Raw genomic sequence first — 18,844 nt, 5'->3', positions numbered from 1 at the left:
CGAAAAGGACGGGCCTGTGGGGTTTGCCGAATATGATCGTTACGACGCGCTCGGCCTTGCCGACCTCGTCGCAAAGGGCGCGGTATCGCCGCTCGAGCTGGTCGATAGCGCGATCGAACGGATCGAGGCGCTCAACCCGCGCCTGAACGCGGTGATCTTCACCGATTATGATGGCGCCCGGGCGCGCGCGAAGGCACCGCTTCCCGACGGGCCGTTCCGGGGCGTTCCCTTCCTGCTCAAGGATATATTGGGCGATCTCGCCGGCTGGCCGACGCGCAATGGATCGCGCATCTCGCCGCCCGTTCCGATGCCCTTTACCGCGACGTTGGTGCAGCGTTTCCTGGCGGGCGGGCTGATCCCGATCGGCAAGACCAATGTGCCCGAATTCGGCGTCGTCGCGACGACCGAGAGCAAGCTGTACGGTCCCGCCTGCAACCCGTGGAACCCGGCGCATTCGACCGGCGGCTCGTCGGGCGGGTCGGGCGCGGCGGTGGCGAGCGGCATGGTGCCCGTCGCGCATGCCAACGACGGCGGCGGATCGATCCGCATCCCGGCCAGCTGCAACGGGCTGGTCGGGCTGAAGCCGACGCGCGGGCGCAACCCCTTGGGGCCGATGCTCGGCGATGTGATGGGCGGCCTCGCCGCCGAACATATCGTCAGCCGCAGCGTGCGCGACACCGCCGCGATGCTCGATGTCACCGCGGGCGCCGAACCCGGCGATCCCTATGCGGCGCCGCCCGCTCCGCCGAGCTGGCGCGGGGCCGCCGAGGCGCCATGCCCCAAACTGCGGATTGCATTCGCGCGCTCGGCGCCGGGTGGACGGACGCTCGATCCTCAGGCGGTCGCCGCGGTCGAACATGCGGCAAAACTGTGCGAGAGCCTGGGTCATCATGTCGAGGAGGCATCGCCCCCGGTGGACAATGATGCGATGGTCCCGGCCTTCATGGCGATCTGGTCGAGCGGCGCGGCGATGCAGATCGACGGCATCGCGATGATGACAGGGCAGACGCCCGGTCCCGACAATCTGGAGGGGCTGACGCGCGGCCTTTACGCGATGGGCAAGGCGATCAGCGCGCCGCAACTGTGGGGCGCGATCTTCCAGCTGCAACAGATGGCGCGCGCGGTCGCGGCGTGGCACGCCGACCATGACGTCTGGCTGACCCCGACGCTCGGCGCCCCGCCGCCGCGCAACGGCAGTTTCCCACTCGACAGCGAAGATGTGGCGGCCGGTTTCGGCGCGATGACCGACTATGTTCCCTTCACCGCGATCCAGAACGCGACGGGGCAGCCCGCAATCAATGTCCCCCTGTGGTGGACGCCCGAGGGATTGCCGATGGGAACGCAGTTCGTCGGGCGCTTCGGCGAAGAGGCGCTGTTGCTCCAGCTCGCGGCCCAGCTCGAAGAGGCACAGCCCTGGTTTGACCGGCGCCCGGCGCTCTAGGGGCGACCGTCAGACGAGCGCGCGAACGGCCGCTTCGGCGTCGTCGGCGCCATTATAGGCGTGAAATGACAGCCGGACGGTGGTGCCGCGGAAGTCGGCGCTGATCGCATTCGCGGTGAGCGCCGCGGCGACACGCGGCTGGTCGGCGCCGGTGTCGATGCACAGCGTTCCGCCGATGTCGCCTTTGGGCCAGCGCCACTGCGGCGTCCGGGGTTCAAGCGCGGCGCGGAGGATCGTCTGGAGCGCGCGATTATGCGCGCGCACCCGCTCGACGCCGATTGCGGTGACGGCTTCGATACCCGCGGTCGACAGGACGAACGGTGCGACATCGGGGGTGCCGCCCCACCAGCGGCGCGCGTCGGGGGCATAGCGGAAGCTTTCGATATCCATCTCGAACGGATTGTCGTGGCTCCACCAGCCGCGCTCCATCGGATCGAGCGCGGTGCGGTCGTGCGGCGCGACCCATAGCCACGCCGCGCCCGGTCCGCCGCACAGCCATTTGATACTGGTGCCGATCACCGCATCGACGCCCCATAGGGCGGGCGTGACGGGAACAAGGCCGACCGATTGCGCGCAATCGGCGATGCAGCGCGCGCCCGCGGCGTGCGCGGCCGCGGCGACGGCGGCGATGTCGGTCAGCGCGCCGCTGTTCGAGCTGACGTGCATGGCAACAACCAGCGCCACATCGTCGTCCAGCGCCGATGCCCACTGCGCGGGATCGCGCACATCGGCGGCGGCAGGCAGATAGCGCGTCGTCCACCCCGCGGCGGCGAGCCCGCTTGCGACATAGCCGATCGTCGGAAAGGCGCTCGGCGCGAGCAGGATGGTGCGCCGGGTCGTCGCGGTGCCTAGCGCCGAGAGGTAGCGCGACAGCGCCGCGCTGACATTGGTGGCGGGGCACAGATCGCGTGCTTCGACACCGATCAGCTCCGCCAGCGCGGCGCGCCAGGCGTCGATCGCCTCCAGCCAGTGCGGCCAGGCCTCGCCCGTCTCGCGCCACGGGGTCAGCATCCGGTCGCGCAGCAGCGCCTCGGCGCTGCGCGGCTGGCATCCGACGCTGTGGCTTTTCAGATAGACGGCGCCGGGCGGCAGGAAAAAGTGCCCGGCAACCGCGGCCGGCAGCAGCGCGCCGCTCACAGGCCGCTGCCGTGTCCGGCCGGCGCATTGCCGCTGATACTGTCGCGCTTGACGCCATATTCGGCGCCCCAGCGGTCAGTCATTTCGGCACGAATGTCCCACAGTTCGGGGAAGAATCGATGCCGCGCGCCGGCATTGAGCAGTTCGACCGGACGCCCTTTGAGCGATTTCGATCCCATGCCGATCGACCGGTGGATGAGATAGATGTGATGGGCGCGAAAGATCTGGAACAGCTCGTCGAATTCGATCAGCGCCTCGGCGACCATATAGGCCTCGTCGTGGCGGTAGCCGGTGTCGTATACGTCGGCGACGCTGCGCCCGGCGGGATCGAGATAGGCCGATTTGTAGCGCGCCCACAGCGGCTGCGGCAGGGTGAGCAGGAGCTGGAAGCCGGGGCTTTCCTGCCCCGACCCATTGCCGAGCTGAAGCCGGATCGCCTGATAGTCGAACGGACTCATCGTCTCCAGCAGCGCCAGCTGATCGGTCATCAGCCGCATGATCCGGTTGACCCGGTCGAAGAGCGACAGGACGCGCATCGTCTCGCCCGCCGCCATATGGCCGTCAATTTCGGCGAGGGTGAAGGCCATCAGCTTCATCCACAATTCCTCGACCTGATGGACGATCTGGAACTGCAATTCGTCGGGGGTGCAAAGCTCTGCGAGCGGCTTCTGGCAATCGAGCAGACGGTCGACCGCCAGATAGACGCCATAATCCTTCATGACCGGCGCTTCGATGCGCTGGTGAATATCCTGTTTGTCGAGGTGCATGGGAAATCCTTGCGATTGATGGAACCGAAAGGGCGCGCCCGGTTTGGCGCACCGACGGATCAATCGCGCGGAGCCACTCCGGCGGGCGGACGCCGCGGCGATCCCGCCTGGCCGAGCCAGAGAAGGGCGACCGCGGGGGTCATTGCGCGGCAATATCCGCGGGCAGGGTGGGTTCGCCCAGCAGGCCCAGAAAGCGGCGCCACATCGTGTCGCGGGACGGCGCACCGCGTTCGACATAGTCACGCACCATCGCTTCGCCGAGCCCGTAGTTGATGACGTAGCTGCGATATTTTTCGGTGAAATCGGTCATCTGCTCGGCGCGCGCGCGCGAAACGAGCCCATATTTCTGCGTCAACGCCACCGCCGTCGGCCGGTCGATCGCGCCGTCGAGATATTGCTGCGCAATCGTCAGCCGCGCGCCCGACAGCGCTTTCATCGCATCGAGAAGCTGCCAGTAGCGCTCGTCGGCAGGCGGTTCGATGCCCGCCAGCGGCATGATCGTGCCGCGCTCGACGGCGATGCGTTCGTCAGCCGGAAAAGCAAGGTCGATGCCGTAATTGGCGCTTCCTTCGGCAAGAAAGCTTTGCGGGCTGTAAAGCGGGTAGACGCTATATTCGATCCAGTTGCGGTCGCGGACCAGCTTTGCTTCGATTTGCAGATTGAACAGATGGTGGCCCGGATAGCCTTCGTGGCAGCCGAGATCGAGCGCGCGCGACAGGCGGATCGGCAGGTCGGTGTTAACCTGGATGATGCTGCGATAGCCGCCCATGTAGAAATTATAGCCGCTCCAGCTCTTTCCGGTGACGAACTGCAGGTCGAAATTCTCGCCCTCGGGCATCGCCACCTGCGCGGCGGTCCGGGCGCGGCACTGGGCGATCGCGGCGTCGAAGGTCGGCTTCAGCCGGGCGGCGGGAATGGTGAAGCGGTCGAAATAGGCTTCGACGCGATCGGCCAACTCGCCGCCGCCGGGGACGAGCTGCGCGATGGTAGCCAGCGTGGCGTCATAGGCGGACAGCGGTTCGAGCTTCGGGCGCACGCCGAAAAGCCGTTCGGCCTCGTCGGCAAAGGCAAAGCGCTTGCCCTGCAACATTTCGCTGCGCGTCTCGGCCGCGAGCAGAATCGCCTTCAGCGCGCGCAAGCGCCGTTGGTCGGCGGCTGCGGTCAGGTGGGGCGCGACGTCGTCGAGCGATGCCGAGAGCTGGCGCGCAGCTTCGCCCAGCCTTGCAAGGCTCCGCGGATCGGTCACGGCGGCCGCCATCAGCGCCTTCGGTCCGTAATAGGCGTCGATATCGCTCTTGTTATGCGTGCCCAATTCGAGAACCAGCCCGACATAATCATGCGCCACGCTGTCGAGCGTGTGGCGCGCAACCGCGGCCACGGCGGGATCGAACGCGGCGTCCGTTCCGGCGGGCGCCGGCATCGGCGGCGGCAGCACCGTTTGCGGCAGGATCGTGACGGCCATTGCCGGTTCCGACGGCGCCTGCTTGGTTGGTGCGTCCTTTGCCGCGCGTTCAGCCGCCTTGCGCTGCGCCACGACCCGCCGCATCTCGGGGTCGAGCGCATAGCATCCCGACAGGGTCATGCCTGCAAGGACGGCAAGGGCCAGAAGAGCGCTGCGGCGGGGCATCAGCCAGCCGTGGCGGGCCGCACTTCGGAGGTGTCGCTGACATCGCCGTCGCGGGCGATTTCCGCGTCCGAACTCGTCTCGATCCCCGAATGGTCGGGATGGAGCGGAGCGAAGCGCAGCACGGCAAAACCGGTCAGCGCGGCGACGAGCGATCCCATCAGGATACCGATCTTGGCCTCCTCGATCAGCAGGGCGTTGCCGGGGAAGGCAAGGCCGCCGATGAACAGGCTCATCGTGAAGCCGATCCCGCACAGCACCGACACGCCATAGATTTGCAGCCAGGTCGCACCGCGCAGCTTGCCCGCGATCCCCAGCTTTACGGCCAGCCAGACGCTGCCGAAAATGCCGACCTGCTTGCCGAAGAACAGCCCGGCCGCGATGCCGAGCGGCAGCGGCGCGAAAATCTGATCGAGCCCCAGTCCGCGCACGTCGACACCGGCATTGGCGAAGCCGAACAGCGGCACGATCGCAAAGGCGACCCACGGGTGCAGACCATGTTCCAGACGGTGGAGCGGCGAGGTTTCGCTGTCCGGCGCGCCCGGCGTGCGTTCGAAGGGGATCGCCATCGCCGCGAGGACGCCGGCGATCGTCGCATGCACGCCCGAGAGCAGCATCGCGTACCAGAGCAGCGCAAAGAGCAGCAGATAGACCGCGAGATGCTTCACCCCGGCGCGGTTGACCGCGAACATCACGCCGAGCAGCAGCGCCGCAGCGCCGAGCGCCAGCATGTTGATTTCGGCCGTATAGAAAAGCGCGATGATCGCGACCGCACCCATGTCGTCGACGATCGCGACGGTCACCAGAAACAGCTTGAGCGACGTCGGCGCGCGCTTGCCGAGCAGCGCGAGCACGCCGATCGCAAAGGCGATGTCGGTCGCAGCGGGGATCGCCCAGCCTTGCGCAAGGCCCGCCGTGCCCCCCGCGAGCAGTATGTAGATCACCGCGGGAACCGCCATGCCCGCTGCAGCGGCGATCATCGGCAGCCGCCGCCGATCCCAGCTCGCAAGGCGTCCGTCAACGAACTCGCGCTTGATCTCGAGCCCGACGAGCAGGAAGAAAATCGCCATCAGGCTATCATTCACCCACAGGTGAACGGTCATCGGACCCAGCTTGTCGGTCAGCGTCGGCCCCGTCACCGCATGGATTGCGTGGTGATAATCGGTGGCCAGTGCCGAATTGGCGATAATCATTGCCAAAGCGGCCGCGAAAATCAGCAACATCCCGCCGGCGCTCTCGCTTTCAAGAAAGTCGCGGAGAGCCGAGCGTGGCGACGAACTGCGGGTCACGAAATTACACCTCTTTTTGTCTGGGGGCCATTTGGTGGACGTCGTAGCGCGCTCGAACGGCTGCGTCACGCTTTACAAACCGATTCCGCCGATTAGGCATTGCGATATGTGACGCCAAGACGTCAGAGACAGGGGCAGAGCAGGGCAGGCGGGTGGAAGGGTCGACCGCATGGCTGGGCTGGCTGGTACAGGGTGCCGGTCATGAACTGATGCTGTTCGCATCGGTGGGCATCCTTTTGTTCGGGCTCGACGATCTCTTGTTCGATGCGCTCTGGTTCGGGGCTGGCCGGGCGCGGCGCGACGCTGTTCGCGGGCGCGATCCGGTTTCGGGAACGGTTGCGGTCTTCGTGCCGGCGTGGCGCGAGGCGGCGGTGTTGCCCGCGACCCTCACCCACCTGCTGCGAAGCTGGGATGGCGAGGATGTCCGGCTCTACGTCGGCTGCTACCCCAATGATGCCGCGACGCTGATGGCGGTCGCCCCGCTGGTGGCGCGCGACCGGCGGGTGCGGCTGGTGATCGGGCCGGCGGCCGGGCCAACGACAAAAGGCGATAATCTCAACCGGATGTGGCACGCGCTGGGCGAGGATGAGCGCGCCGAGGGGCGGCGTTTTGCCGCAGTCGTGCTCCACGATGCCGAAGATCGGGTGCATCCGGCCGAAATCGCGCTCTATCGCGTGCATCTCGCGCAGGATGCGATGGTGCAGATCCCCGTCGTGCCGCATTACGAACCCGGTCAACGCTGGATCGGCGGACATTATGCCGACGAGTTTGCGGAGGCGCATGGCAAGGAGTTGGCGCTGCGCTCGCGCCTTCGCCTGCCGCTGCCGTCGGCGGGCGTCGGAACCGCGCTGACGCGCAATGCGCTGTCGCTGCTGGCGATCGAGCGCGGGGGCGACCCGTTCCGCGCCGACAGTCTGGCGGAGGATTATGAGGTCGGGATGCTGCTCGATGCCTTCGGCCTGTCGGCGCGTTTCGTCGATGCGGTCGACGATGACCGGACGCGGATCGTCTCGCGCGGCGAATTTCCGGCACGGGTCGAGGCGGCGGCGCGGCAAAAGGCGCGCTGGGTCGTCGGCATCGCGCTCGCGGGATGGGATCATGTCGCTTGGCCGGCGGCGCGCCCCGACGATGGCCCACGCGGCGCATCGCGCGCCTGGGCCGCGCGCTGGATGCTCTGGCGCGACCGGCGCGCGCCGCTTGCGGCGATCGTCATTCTGGCGGCCTATATCGGGATGATTTTGGCGGGGCTGGCCATGGCGGGAGAGACGCTGTTCGGCTGGTCCGCGGTCGACATCGGCGACACGCTGCGCTGGCTGCTCGCGTTCAATGCCGTCCTGTTGCTGTGGCGGCTTTCGATGCGCTTTCTTTTCACCGCGCGCTGCTATGGGCTTCGCGCCGGTTTCGCGGCGGCGCCGCGCGCCTTTGTCGCCAATCTGATCGCGGTCCTTGCGGCGCGGCGCGCGATCGCATGCTATTGGACGATGCAGCGTTCGGGGCGGGTGGTCTGGGACAAGACCGATCACCCCGCCGTCGAGGCTCCGCGTCCCTTGCTCCTTTCCGAAGCATGGTTGCGGTGAATCGCACGGCCTATAGCGGTCCGGCGTCCGGCGGCGCCCCGGCGCTGCGGTTTCTGGCATTCTGCATCGGTGGTTGGATCTCCTTGCGCGCGCTGATGCTGTGGAGCGCCGCGACTCCCGCGCCGCCGATACCGGTCGCGCCGCCCTGGTTTCCGACGGTTCTGTCCGGCGCGCCCGACCAGGGTGCGATCGCGGCTGCGTCGGCGCCGGTCGTGCAGCGGATCGCCCATGGCGCTTTGCCGCGGCGACCGCGACATGCCGCAACCCCTGCAGTGCCCGACCTCGGCGCCGATTTGCCGCAGCTGAGCCTCGCCTTGATGGCCCGCCTCTTCCCCGCCGCCCCGCCGCGCGCCGCGGCCGCAGAACCACGAACGTGGAATCTTGCGACCGCGCCTGCGCGTGCAGCGCCTGGTCGCGGCGGCGCCTTCTGGATGCAGCGGCAATTATCGGGGCTGTCGGCATCGGCATGGGTCTATTTGCGGGACGGCGACGGGCGGTCGCTGGCGGGCGACGGGCAATTGGGCGGTTCGCAGGCGGGCTTCCGCGTCGCGCACGCGCTCGCCGGAGACGGAGCGCTGCGCGTCTATGGGCGGGCGACCGCGGCCTTGCGCCGTCCCGAACAGAGCGAACTGGCGCTCGGACTGGCATTTGCTCCGGCACCCGGCCTGCCCGTCGATGTTGCGGTCGAGCGCCGCATTGCGATCGGCCATGAGGGGCGCAGCGCCTTTGCCGCGATGGTCGTCGGCGGCGTGAGCGCGCTACCGCTGCCGCATGACTTCCGGCTCGACGCCTATGGCGAGGCGGGGGTTGTCGGGCTGCGCCGGGGCGACGTCTTTGCCGACGGTGCGATTTCGATCGATCGCGAGATAGCGGCGGCGGGTCCGACCCGCGTCAGCGTGGGCGGGATGGCGGCAGGCGCCATACAGCCCGGTGTCGCACGCGTCGATGTCGGGCCACGGCTGACGCTCCGCTTGCCCGATGTCGGCCAGGGCAGCAGCATCGCGCTCGACTGGCGACAGCGCGTCGCTGGCGGTGCCCGCCCCGAAAGCGGCCTCGCGCTGACGCTGGCGAGCGACTTTTGACAACCCCCCGGCGCGCGGTGGCACGGCCGATTTCATGCGCCGGGACAGCGCGTTCTTGGGACGGCTTCTGCCCGCAACACAGGCGGCGCGCGGGATTTGCCTTTTGCGCGCTTATCCCGCTCGTCAGGTGGTTCCACCTGCGCTGAAAAGGCTCTAGGGTCGGCGGAATCGGTGCTGGTTTTGCGCCGCTGACGTGCATACGGGGCCCATGGATCTTTACCTTCCTGTCGCCAATCTGTCGGTCAACGCGCTGGTCATCGTGCTGTTGGGCGGCGGGGTCGGCTTTCTGTCGGGCATGTTCGGCGTCGGCGGCGGCTTTCTGACGACGCCGCTGCTTATCTTTTACGGTATCCCGCCGACCGTCGCCGCGGCGTCGGCCGCGACGCAGGTGACGGGGGCCAGTGTATCGGGCGCGCTCGCGCATTTCGAGCGCGGCGGCGTCGATTTGCGCATGGGCGCTGTGCTGATCGCCGGCGGGTTGCTCGGATCGTTGATCGGCGCCGGATTGTTCGAACTGCTCACCGCATGGGGGCAGATCGATACGACGATCAACATCCTTTACGTCGTGCTGCTGGGATCGGTCGGCGGGTTGATGGCGCGCGAAGCATGGGGTGCGCTGCGCGCGCTGCAGGCCGGGCTTCCGGCGCCGGCGCGCAAGCGGCGCCACCATCCGATGGTCGCGAACCTGCCGATGCGCTGGCGCTTCTATCGTTCGGGCCTCTATATTTCGCCGCTCGCGCCGCTGATCCTCGGGGCGCTCGTCGGCATATTGACGATGCTGCTCGGCGTCGGCGGCGGTTTCATCATGGTCCCGGCGATGATCTTCCTGCTCGGCATGGGAGCGCAGGTGGTCGTCGGCACCTCGCTGTTCCAGATCCTGTTCGTCACCATCGCGACGACGATGGTCCATGCGATGACGACGGGCGCGGTCGATATTGTCCTTGCCGGCCTGCTGCTGCTCGGCAGCGTGACGGGCGCGCAGATCGGCGCGCGCTTCGCGCAAAAGGTCCGCCCTGAATATTTGCGCATGGCGCTGGCGATTATCGTGCTGCTCGTCGCACTGCGCATGGCGGTTGGCCTCTTCATCCGTCCCGACGAAATCTACACCGTCCAGTGACGCGGATCGGCGCCTCGATCGCAGCGCTGCTGCTGTTGCTGCTGCCCGCCGCGGCGCAGGCGGTCGACCCGCGTCTGGTGCCCGACGTGTCGAGCCGCTCGATCGAAATCCAGTACAGCTTCACCGGCGAGGAATTGCTGCTGTTCGGCGCGATCCTCTATCCCGGTCAGCGCCTGCCCGACGATCGCGCCGACATCGTCGTCGTTCTGAAGGGCCCGGTGCGGCCAGTGGTGCTGCGCGAAAAGCAGCGCATCGCGGGCATGTGGGTCAACGCCAGCAGCATCCGGCTGCGCACCTCGCCCGGTTTCTACGCGATCGGGTCGTCGCGCCCGGTCGACAAGCTGGTCGACGAACGCACCGCGGCGATCTTCGAGCTTGGCCTTAAAAATCTGTCGATGTCCCCGACCGGCTTTTCGGAGGCGAAGAAGCTCGAGCGGTTCGAGGCGGGGCTGGTCGATCTCTATCGCCGCATGGGGCTGTTCTACGAAAACCCTTCGGCGGTCGAGATTACCGAAGGCGTGTTGTATCGGGCGCGAATCCCCGTGCCGGCGCGCGTTCCCGTGGGCACCTACCGCGCCGAAACCTATCTGATCAGCAAGGGACGCGTGCTGGCCGTCGCCTCGCGCGACGTTCAGATCCGCAAGGCGGGCTTCGAACGTTTCGTCGCGCTCGCGGCGCAGCGGCACGGGTTCCTCTACGGCCTTGCCGCGGTCGCGCTGTCGCTGCTGCTCGGCTATGCCGCATCGGCGCTTTTCCGCCGCCGCTGATCTATCATAAGCGCTTTGTTTACCCTCGCCTGCGATAGTCGCCGCGGGACAAACATATGGCGGGGCTGAATATGGATATGCATGGGGGCGGTTTTGGTACCGGCGACGCGACGGCTGCGCAGCATGTCAGGCTGGCGGGCGGCGGCACGGCGGCGCCGATTGCGCCGGTGCAGGCGCACCACCGCGACGACCTTCTGATCGGCGAAGTGATCGACATTGCCGGCTCGGCTTCGCGCATCCTGCTCGATGCTTCGGCGTTGCAGGGCTTGTCGACATCGAACGACCCGTCGGTCGCGATGGCGGGCCAGGTGGGCGCGCAGGTCAAGGTGCGCGTCGGCAATGTCTGGCTGCTCGCCAGCGTGCGCGACCAGCAGCTTTACGAGCGCGGCGAGGGACTGATCGTCGCGGCGATCGACTTCCTCGGCGAAGGCGAAGAAGAAAAGCTGACCGGCCGCATCCACAATTTCCGCCGCGGCGTGACGCGCTATCCGATTCCGGGTAGCCAAGTCTATGCTGCGACCAGCGCCGACCTCAAGCAGATCTACGCCGCCGACGAGCGGGCGCATGTCGAGATCGGGACCGTCTATCCGACGCGCGACATTCGCGGTTCGCTGTATGTCGACGCGATGCTCGGCAAGCATTTCGCGCTGCTCGGATCGACCGGTACGGGTAAATCGACGAGCGCCGCGCTGATCCTGCACAAGATCTGCGAACTGGCACCGCAAGGCCATATCGTGATGATCGACCCGCACGGCGAATATTCGGCGGCGTTCAAGGGCACCGGCGCGCTGTTCGACGTCGACAATCTCGCGATGCCCTATTGGCTGATGAATTTCGAGGAACATTGCGAGGTTTTCGTCACCAGCGAGGGGCGCGACCGCCAGGGCGATTGCGACGTGCTCGCCAAATGTCTGCTCCAGGCGCGGCTCAAGAACCGGCTGGCCGAGGGGATGACGAAGATCACGGTCGATTCGCCGATCCCCTATCTGTTGTCGGATCTGCTCAACATCCTGCAGAACGAGATGGGCAAGCTCGACAAGGCGACCTCGTCGGCGCCCTTCATGCGCATCAAGGGCAAGATCGAGGAAATGCGCGCCGACCCGCGCTATAATTTCATGTTCTCCGGTATGCTCGTCGCCGACACGATGGCAAACTTCCTTGGCAAGATTTTCCGACTGCCGTCGGACGGCCGGCCGATCTCGATCATCGACGTGTCGGGGGTGCCGTCGGACATCACGGGCGTGGTCGTCGCGGTGCTGTCGCGCCTGACCTTCGACTATGCAATCTGGTCGCGCGGCGAGCCGCAGCGTCCGATCCTGCTCGTTTGCGAAGAAGCCCACCGCTACATCCCGTCGAAGGATAGCGGACAGGGGCAGGCGGTGCGCAAAATCCTCGAACGTATCGCCAAGGAAGGCCGTAAATACGGGGTGTCGTTGGGCCTCATCACCCAGCGCCCGTCCGACCTTGCCGAAGGCGTGCTGTCGCAGTGCGGCACGATCATCTCGATGCGCCTCAACAACGAACGCGACCAGCATTTCGTGAAGGCGGCGATGCCCGAAGGCGCGCGCGGTTTCATCGATTCGATCCCGGCGCTGCGCAACCGCGAATGCATCATCTGCGGCGAGGGCGTGTCGATCCCGATTCGCGTCCACCTCGACACGCTCGAGGAAGACAAGCGCCCCGCGTCGAGCGATCCGCTCTTCTCGCAGCTTTGGCGCGAAACCGGCGGCGAGCCAGAAATATTGGAGCGCGTCGTCAAGCGCTGGCGCAGCCAGGGCAGGTAAGGCTTCCGTCGTCCCGGCTTTCGCCGGGACGGCGATCTAGCCGGCTTGCGCCGGCTCCCACAATTCGATCGGATTGCCTTCGGGGTCGTGGACGCGCGCGAAGCGGCCGACCGACGGATCATCCCATTCCTTCTTGGTAATCACCTCCTCGCCGGCGGCGCGGAACGGCGCGAGCACCGCGTCGAGATCGTCGACGCGCAGGTTGATCATGAACTGGCGGTCGGCCGGGAAATAGTCGGTGTCGGCCTTGAAAGGCGAGAAGACCAGCGGTCCGCCGGTCACCGTCCACACCCATTGGTTGACCGGCGCGCTGTCGTCGGCGCTGCATCCGCCGCCGACGCCGAGACGGTCGCGATACCAGTCGCTGAGCGCGGCGGGGTCGCGTGCGCGGAAGAACAGGCCGCCGATACCTTTGACATGTCCCATGGAAACGCCTCCTTCGCCTTGTGAGCAGAAGAAGCTAGCGCGTCGGGCCTACCGAATCCACTCGCCGCTCTTCTGATATTCCTCGCGGATCTGACCCGACTGGTTGAGCCGCGGGTCGCTGTAGGCCGGCGGCGTGGGCGCGGCGGTCACCGAAGGGGGCGGTGCCGCGGTCTGCGCCGGCGCGCTCAGCGTGCCGGGCAGCGGTGCGGGGCCGCCTGCGGGCAAGGGATCGACCGCAGCGGCGGGCAACAGGGGCGCGCCCGGGATCGGCCCCTTCTTCAGCATCGCAAGCTGCTGCGCGACGGGAAGATAGGGGCCAGGCACCGGCTCGCGGCCCAGATAGGGCGCGCGGAACGCGTCGGGCATGCCCCAGCGGCCGCGCCAGCGGTGGAAGATATGGGCGCCGACGATGTTGGTCATCACCAGGCTCTTGCCCCAGCGCGGCCAGATCGCGGTGGTGTGATAATGGGTGGCGAGCCCGACGCCCGGAAAGACGGCGCCGTTCAGGGCCGCTGATGCGATGCGGCTCGCGCGCAGCCAGTTGTCGCGGCTCGGCGCGCGCGCCATCGCGCCGTCGCACGAGAAGGTGAACTGGCACACGCCGGCGCGTTCGGAACCCTGAAAGACGACGCCGCACACGGTGTTGGGAAAGCTCGGGTGGCGCACGCGATTGAGCACCGTCTGCGCCACGCCGCGCATCCCGTCATCGCTTTCGGAGGCCGCCTCGTAATAGAGGGCGGAGGTCAGGCAATAATGCGCGCGTTCGCGGTCGAGCGCGGTGACGCCGCGAAAGACATAGGATTTGGCCGCCGGGCCGACAAAGGCTTCGTCGCGAAGCTGCGCCGGATCGGCGGGCGGCAGCGCGGTCGCATCGGCATAGCCGACGCTGCTGGGATCGGGCAGCGTCGGGTCGATCTTGAGCGCGTCGGCATAGCTGTCCGAATTCATCACCGCCCAGCGCGTCGGGTCATAGGGTTTGAAGGTCAGCGGCACCGACACGCTGTAGGGGCCGAAGCCGCGCGGGCGGAACTGGCCGCTCGACAGCGCGAGCGCCACGCTGGCGACAAGCACGGCGGCGAGCAGGCCGATCCAGAAGTTGCGCCCCGGACCCGCCGCCGCAGCGGCCGCGCGCGGCGCACCGCGCCAGGCGGCGCGGGCGTCGGCATAGCCGGGAGCGTCGAGGTTGAGTTCGGGTTTCATGCGCGCGTCAAAATCCGGTGCCCCGCCCGATCGGCCGATTCGCCCAGGCGTGCTGCGATCCCTGCTTATGCCGCGAGGTGCGAATAAAAGATTGCACCGCGTGTGCGCTGTCCCGCAGCGGGACAGGAGGCAATGCGGCGGCGGTCAGGGGTGGATATCCGCCTGATACCAGCCGTGCCGCTCCGTCACCGTCATCGGCAGGCCGAACAGGCGCGTCAGGCTGTCGCCGGTCAGCAGATCGGCCTTGGCGCCGTCGCGGTCGAGGCGGCCGCCGCGCAGCATCACGATGCGGTCGATCTCGGGTAATATCTCCTCGATATGATGGGTGATCAGCAACAGCGCGACCCCGCTGCGCGCGACGCCACGCAGCATGTCGAGGAAATGATGCCGTGCCGCGGGGTCGAGCCCGGCGCAGGGTTCGTCGAGCAGCAGCGCGCGCGGGCGGTGCGCAAGCGCGCGGGCGATGAGGACGCGGCGGGCCTCGCCCGTTGACAGGCTCGCCATGCTGCGCCCGATCAGATGCTGCGCGCCGACATCGCCGAGCGCCGCCACCGAAACATCGACCATATCCTGCGTGTAGCTTTGATGCGCCCACAGCCCGCGCGAGGCAAAGAAGCCCGAGACGACGCAGTCGAGTACCTCCAGCGGAGGTTCGGCGTCGAAGTCGAGCTGCATCGTCGACGACACGATGCCGAGCAGCTTGCGCAGGTCGAAGACGTTCCAGCTGTCCTGCCCGAAGATGCGGACATCGGCACCCCAAGCAGGATAAAGCTGGCGCGCGATCAGCTTGACCAATGTCGATTTGCCCGAACCGTTGGCGCCAAGGATCGCGGCGCTCTCGCCCGCCGGGATGGTCAGCGCGGGCAGATCGAGAATGCACGCCTCGTCCGCCATGACGCGGACGTTCGACAGCGCGAGCAGGGGGGAATCGTCGACCATGCCGGCGCGTTGAGCATGACCGCGCGCGCGAGGGAAGTGGAAAGGTGGGCGGGGAGGCCGCTTTGAGGGCGGGGAGCCCCCACAAACGTTATTTTCAGTTCGATCTCATGCAATTCCGTGTTCGGCGACCTTGATTAGCAGGTCGGCACCTTCTTTGCGGTTCGCTGTTTCCGGCATCCCCTTGTTTATGAGATCGCCAAGCTTCTCTGCGAGAGGGGTGCATTTCTGAAAGCGATACAGGTTCGCTTCACCGTGCGCAGGTTCAATATCGGTGGACCGCCAACCCGCTCTCTCCATGTCGCTTTTCAGGCACTGCCAATGGACTTCGTATGCCTCAAACACGACGAAGTTGCTTTGCTGCATTCTTTGGCCCGAAATATGTTCAAATAGTGGTCTAGCAAGCCAGGCAACCCCGACTGCCAGCACTAGCGCCAATGCTACGACCAGTTCGATCCAGTCGAGTAACAGTTCCATCACATCGAGACCTCTTGCTAATTGGCTACCTGTATGCCGATTAGGGCCTAAGGATTTCCTACGTCAGCAATCGGTCGCTACCTGCCATCCATGCCGATCCGGCCCGACGACCCCAACCGACCGGAAAGCCGCCCACCCCAATCTCCGCTTGCCGACTCCCCGCAACGCGCCTATATGCACGCTCACTCCTAGACATGGTTAGCCAGATAGGACGTCGGGGCCGCGGGCCGCGGCGGCCGTAAACGCATGGCTTTTCCGGTCGCGATATTTGGGAATGAAGCTTGGTCGATTTCGACGTCCTCAATGCGATCATCGCGCCCGAAGCCGAGGCGTTGGGCCTTGCGCTCGTGCGCGTCGCCTTTTTCGGCGGCGAGGAAGACCCGACGCTGCAGGTGATGGCCGAACGGCCCGATACGCGCCAGCTGACGATCGACGATTGCGCCGATCTGTCGCGCCGCATTTCGGACCGGCTCGACGCGCTAGAGGAAGCGGGCGAGGATCCGATCGAGGGCGCCTATCGCCTCGAAGTGTCGTCGCCCGGGATCGACCGCCCGCTGACGCGTCCCGCCGACTTTGCCGACTGGGCGGGGCATGAGGCGAAGGTCGCGCTGAAGGAAAAGCGTGACGGGCGCCTGCGCTTCAATGGCGAACTCGCCGGCATCGACGCCGGTATCGTCACGATTTTCGACAAGGAAGGGGTCGAGCACAAGCTGCCGTTCGACGCGATCGACACGGCCAAGCTCGTCCTTACCGACAAATTGATTGCCGCAACCGTCCCGCTCTCGATCGAGGGTGCCGACGACATGGAAGAAGAAGGACAGGACTGATGGCCACTGCCATTTCCGCCAACAAGGCCGAACTGCTCGCGATCGCCAACAGCGTCGCCAGCGAGAAGATGATCGACAAGGGCATCGTCATCGAGGCCATCGAGGAAGCGATCCAGCGCGCGGCGCGCGCCCGCTACGGCGCCGAGAACGACATCCGCGCCAAGCTCGACGCGCAGACCGGCGACCTGCGCCTGTGGCGCGTCGTCGAGGTGGTCGAACAGGTCGATGATTATTTCAAGCAGGTCGACCTTGCCGCCGGCCAGAAGCTGCAGAAGGATGCGAAGGTCGGCGACTTCATCGTCGATCCGCTGCCCGCGGTCGACCTTGGTCGCATCGATGCCCAGTCGGCGAAGCAGGTGATCTTCCAGAAGGTCCGCGAAGCCGACCGCGAGCGCCAGTTCGAGGAATATAAGGACCGCGCGGGCGAGATCATCACCGGTGTCGTCAAGTCGGTCGAATTCGGCCACATCGTCGTCAATCTGGGCCGCGCCGAAGGCGTGATCCGCCGGGACCAGCAGATCCCGCGCGAACTGATGCGCGTCGGCGATCGCGTCCGCGCGCTGATCCTGTCGGTGCGCCGCGAAAATCGCGGGCCGCAGATTTTCCTCAGCCGCGCGCACCCCGACTTCATGAAGAAGCTGTTCGCGCAGGAAGTGCCCGAAATCTACGACGGCATCATCGAGATCAAGGCCGCGGCGCGCGATCCGGGCAGCCGCGCCAAGATCGGCGTCATCAGCTATGACGGCTCGATCGATCCCGTCGGCGCGTGCGTCGGCATGAAGGGCAGCCGCGTTCAGGCGGTCGTCCAGGAAATGCAGGGCGAAAAGATCGACATCATTCCCTGGTCGGAAGACACCGCAACCTTCGTCGTCAACGCGCTGCAGCCCGCGACGGTGCAGCGCGTCGTCATCGACGAAGATGACGGCCGTATCGAAGTCGTCGTTCCCGACGATCAGCTCAGCCTTGCCATCGGCCGCCGCGGCCAGAACGTCCGTCTCGCCAGCCAGCTGACCGGCAAGCAGATCGACATCATGACCGAGGCCGACGCGAGCGAAAAGCGCCAGCGCGAATTCGTCGAACGCTCGACGATGTTCCAGGAAGAACTCGACGTCGACGAAACGCTCGCGCAGTTGCTCGTTGCCGAAGGTTTCGGCGAACTCGAAGAAGTCGCTTATGTGCCGCTCGACGAACTGGCGAGCATCGAAGGCTTCGACGACGAGCTGGCCGAAGAGCTGCAGAGCCGTGCGACCGAAGCGCTCGAACGCCGCGAAGAAGCCGCGCGCCAGGAACGCCGCGGGCTTGGCGTCGAGGATGATCTGGCCGAACTGCCGCACCTGACCGAAGCGATGCTCGTCACGCTCGGCAAGGCGGGGATCAAGACGCTCGACGATCTGGCTGACCTCGCGACCGACGAACTGATCGCGAAGAAGCGCAGCGAGAATCGCCGCGGCCCGGCGCGCGAGCGTTCGGAACGCGCCGAAGACAAGGGCGGCGTGCTCGGCGAATATGGCCTGTCGGAAGAGCAGGGCAACGAGATCATCATGGCGGCGCGCGCGCACTGGTTCGACGACGAACCGGCTGCCGAAGCCGAAGCCCAGACCGGGGAGGCCGCCGATGCGGACCCCGCGCAATGATCAGCTAAGCCAAACCGACCGCGCGGGTAAGCGCGGACAGCACGCGCCCGAAAGGCGCTGTGTGGTAACCGGCGACGTGGCGCCGGCCGGACGGCTCGTGCGCCTTGCGCTCGGGCCCGACGGCACGATCGCGCCCGACGTGCTCGGCAAGGCGCCGGGGCGCGGCGCGTGGATCGGGGTCGACCGCGACGCACTGGAAGCGGCGCAGGCGAAGGGCAAGCTCAAGGGCGGGCTGGCGCGGGCGCTGCAGGACAGCGCCTTCACGATTCCCGACGATCTGGGCGCGCGGATCGAGGCGCAACTCGCGCGTGCGACGCTCGACCGGCTGGGGCTTGAGGCGCGCGGCGGAATGCTGATCCTCGGCAGCGAGCGGATCGAGGACGCGGCGCGCCGCGGCCAGGTCCGCCTGCTCCTGCATGCGCAGGATGCCGGCGAAGATGGGCGCAAGAAACTGGCACAGGCGTGGCGGGTCGGCGAGGATCACGAAGGGTCCGGCCGCGAGGGCACCGTCTTGCCGGTGGACCGATACACCCTATCTATGGCATTGGGGCGTGAAAATGCGGTGCATCTGGGCGTGACCGACGCCCGTGCCGCTGACCGGGTGCTGGCGCATTTGAGCCGCTGGCAGTTTTTCACCGGATGGTTTAGGGACGCGGCCAACCGCGTTTCCGATCAGGATTCCCGCACGGCGGGGAATGGGATGGCGTCCAGGGAGCCCGACACGGACTCTCCGGTTTCGGACGCGTATTGAAGGAATAA

General features: G+C 66.8%; 17 protein-coding genes. 9 read left to right on the top strand and 8 right to left on the bottom strand.

The genetic code is table 11. The features are described from left to right. Window positions 1-16: 16 nt before the first annotated feature. A complete protein-coding gene (locus EBMC1_RS07080) occupies window positions 17-1,441 on the top strand; it encodes an amidase (RefSeq protein ID WP_003042761.1) in 1,425 nt (474 codons plus the stop codon). A gap of 9 nt (window positions 1,442-1,450) precedes the next feature. On the opposite strand, the gene EBMC1_RS07075 is transcribed toward EBMC1_RS07080, so the two are convergent. The 4 genes from EBMC1_RS07075 to nhaA all read right to left on the bottom strand — a co-directional run bounded on the left by EBMC1_RS07075 (window position 1,451) and on the right by nhaA (window position 6,258). After that, window positions 1,451-2,578 carry an aminotransferase class V-fold PLP-dependent enzyme gene (locus tag EBMC1_RS07075; protein WP_003042759.1) on the bottom strand — a complete coding sequence of 376 codons (1,128 nt, stop codon included), beginning with the start codon at window positions 2,576-2,578 and terminating at the stop codon, window positions 1,451-1,453. After that, a complete protein-coding gene (locus EBMC1_RS07070; protein WP_003042757.1) occupies window positions 2,575-3,345 on the bottom strand; it encodes a tryptophan 2,3-dioxygenase family protein in 771 nt (256 codons plus the stop codon). Before EBMC1_RS07070 ends, EBMC1_RS07075 begins: the two co-directional genes overlap by 4 nt. A 139-nt stretch (window positions 3,346-3,484) precedes the next feature. Further along, complete coding sequence (locus EBMC1_RS07065; protein WP_156001051.1) at window positions 3,485-4,927, bottom strand: hypothetical protein; 1,443 nt, start codon at window positions 4,925-4,927, stop codon at window positions 3,485-3,487. A gap of 44 nt (window positions 4,928-4,971) precedes the next feature. After that, the gene (nhaA, locus tag EBMC1_RS07060; protein ID WP_040589772.1) at window positions 4,972-6,258 is read right to left on the bottom strand and encodes a Na+/H+ antiporter NhaA; all 1,287 of its coding nucleotides are present in this window, start codon (window positions 6,256-6,258) and stop codon (window positions 4,972-4,974) included. Window positions 6,259-6,410: 152 nt separating this feature from the next. Here nhaA and EBMC1_RS07055 point away from each other — a divergent pair, with 152 nt between their 5' ends. The 5 genes from EBMC1_RS07055 to EBMC1_RS07035 all read left to right on the top strand — a co-directional run bounded on the left by EBMC1_RS07055 (window position 6,411) and on the right by EBMC1_RS07035 (window position 12,585). Further along, window positions 6,411-7,835, top strand: a complete 1,425-nt coding sequence (locus tag EBMC1_RS07055) for a glycosyl transferase family protein (RefSeq protein WP_003042752.1) — start codon at window positions 6,411-6,413, stop codon at window positions 7,833-7,835. Further along, the gene (locus EBMC1_RS17780) at window positions 7,823-8,917 is read left to right on the top strand and encodes a hypothetical protein (RefSeq protein ID WP_051066370.1); all 1,095 of its coding nucleotides are present in this window, start codon (window positions 7,823-7,825) and stop codon (window positions 8,915-8,917) included. Before EBMC1_RS07055 ends, EBMC1_RS17780 begins: the two co-directional genes overlap by 13 nt. A gap of 208 nt (window positions 8,918-9,125) precedes the next feature. Next, complete coding sequence (locus EBMC1_RS07045; protein WP_003042748.1) at window positions 9,126-10,034, top strand: sulfite exporter TauE/SafE family protein; 909 nt, start codon at window positions 9,126-9,128, stop codon at window positions 10,032-10,034. Continuing rightward, the gene (locus EBMC1_RS07040) at window positions 10,031-10,801 is read left to right on the top strand and encodes a TIGR02186 family protein (RefSeq protein ID WP_003042747.1); all 771 of its coding nucleotides are present in this window, start codon (window positions 10,031-10,033) and stop codon (window positions 10,799-10,801) included. Before EBMC1_RS07045 ends, EBMC1_RS07040 begins: the two co-directional genes overlap by 4 nt. Before the next feature lie 71 nt (window positions 10,802-10,872). Next, window positions 10,873-12,585 carry an ATP-binding protein gene (locus EBMC1_RS07035; RefSeq protein WP_003042744.1) on the top strand — a complete coding sequence of 571 codons (1,713 nt, stop codon included), beginning with the start codon at window positions 10,873-10,875 and terminating at the stop codon, window positions 12,583-12,585. Window positions 12,586-12,621: 36 nt separating this feature from the next. Here the strand turns inward: EBMC1_RS07035 and EBMC1_RS07030 are convergent, their stop codons facing one another. From EBMC1_RS07030 to EBMC1_RS07015, 4 genes are all read right to left on the bottom strand, one after another. Further along, window positions 12,622-13,011 carry a VOC family protein gene (locus EBMC1_RS07030; protein WP_003042741.1) on the bottom strand — a complete coding sequence of 130 codons (390 nt, stop codon included), beginning with the start codon at window positions 13,009-13,011 and terminating at the stop codon, window positions 12,622-12,624. 48 nt (window positions 13,012-13,059) lie between these two features. Beyond that, entirely contained in the window at window positions 13,060-14,211 is a 1,152-nt protein-coding gene (locus EBMC1_RS07025) for a cell wall hydrolase (protein WP_003042737.1), read from the bottom strand. A 144-nt stretch (window positions 14,212-14,355) separates the two neighbouring features. Next, window positions 14,356-15,150 (bottom strand): ABC transporter ATP-binding protein, encoded by a 795-nt coding sequence (locus EBMC1_RS07020; protein ID WP_003042733.1) that lies wholly within the window; start codon window positions 15,148-15,150, stop codon window positions 14,356-14,358. A gap of 105 nt (window positions 15,151-15,255) precedes the next feature. Next, the gene (locus tag EBMC1_RS07015; RefSeq protein ID WP_156001045.1) at window positions 15,256-15,627 is read right to left on the bottom strand and encodes a hypothetical protein; all 372 of its coding nucleotides are present in this window, start codon (window positions 15,625-15,627) and stop codon (window positions 15,256-15,258) included. Between the two features lie 278 nt (window positions 15,628-15,905). Here EBMC1_RS07015 and rimP point away from each other — a divergent pair, with 278 nt between their 5' ends. From rimP to EBMC1_RS07000, 3 genes are read left to right on the top strand one after another with little or no spacing between them, the layout of a single operon-like run. Continuing rightward, window positions 15,906-16,451 (top strand): ribosome maturation protein RimP, encoded by a 546-nt coding sequence (gene rimP, locus EBMC1_RS07010; RefSeq protein WP_003042725.1) that lies wholly within the window; start codon window positions 15,906-15,908, stop codon window positions 16,449-16,451. Next, window positions 16,451-18,085 (top strand): transcription termination factor NusA, encoded by a 1,635-nt coding sequence (gene nusA / locus EBMC1_RS07005; RefSeq protein ID WP_003042722.1) that lies wholly within the window; start codon window positions 16,451-16,453, stop codon window positions 18,083-18,085. Before rimP ends, nusA begins: the two co-directional genes overlap by 1 nt. Then, complete coding sequence (locus tag EBMC1_RS07000; RefSeq protein WP_003042720.1) at window positions 18,066-18,836, top strand: DUF448 domain-containing protein; 771 nt, start codon at window positions 18,066-18,068, stop codon at window positions 18,834-18,836. Before nusA ends, EBMC1_RS07000 begins: the two co-directional genes overlap by 20 nt. The last annotated feature ends 8 nt before the right edge of the window (window positions 18,837-18,844 follow it).

It is taken from the genome of Sphingopyxis sp. MC1 (assembly GCF_000371385.1).
Taxonomy (GTDB): Bacteria; Pseudomonadota; Alphaproteobacteria; order Sphingomonadales; family Sphingomonadaceae; genus Sphingopyxis; species Sphingopyxis terrae.
Note: the sequence above shows the minus strand (reverse complement) of the source record. Positions and strands in the feature narration are given on the sequence as shown.

What these genes read in the sequence shown, in the direction of transcription:
- EBMC1_RS07000 (WP_003042720.1), top strand. Translation starts at nt 18,066, where the DNA reads ATGCGGACCCCGCGCAATGATCAGCTAAGCCAAACCGACCGCGCGGGT.
- nusA (WP_003042722.1), top strand. Translation starts at nt 16,451, where the DNA reads ATGGCCACTGCCATTTCCGCCAACAAGGCCGAACTGCTCGCGATCGCC.
- EBMC1_RS07065 (WP_156001051.1), bottom strand. Translation starts at nt 4,927, where the DNA reads ATGACCCTGTCGGGATGCTATGCGCTCGACCCCGAGATGCGGCGGGTC.
- EBMC1_RS07045 (WP_003042748.1), top strand. Translation starts at nt 9,126, where the DNA reads ATGGATCTTTACCTTCCTGTCGCCAATCTGTCGGTCAACGCGCTGGTC.
- EBMC1_RS17780 (WP_051066370.1), top strand. Translation starts at nt 7,823, where the DNA reads ATGGTTGCGGTGAATCGCACGGCCTATAGCGGTCCGGCGTCCGGCGGC.
- EBMC1_RS07030 (WP_003042741.1), bottom strand. Translation starts at nt 13,011, where the DNA reads ATGGGACATGTCAAAGGTATCGGCGGCCTGTTCTTCCGCGCACGCGAC.
- EBMC1_RS07020 (WP_003042733.1), bottom strand. Translation starts at nt 15,150, where the DNA reads ATGGTCGACGATTCCCCCCTGCTCGCGCTGTCGAACGTCCGCGTCATG.
- EBMC1_RS07070 (WP_003042757.1), bottom strand. Translation starts at nt 3,345, where the DNA reads ATGCACCTCGACAAACAGGATATTCACCAGCGCATCGAAGCGCCGGTC.
- EBMC1_RS07025 (WP_003042737.1), bottom strand. Translation starts at nt 14,211, where the DNA reads ATGAAACCCGAACTCAACCTCGACGCTCCCGGCTATGCCGACGCCCGC.
- EBMC1_RS07035 (WP_003042744.1), top strand. Translation starts at nt 10,873, where the DNA reads ATGGATATGCATGGGGGCGGTTTTGGTACCGGCGACGCGACGGCTGCG.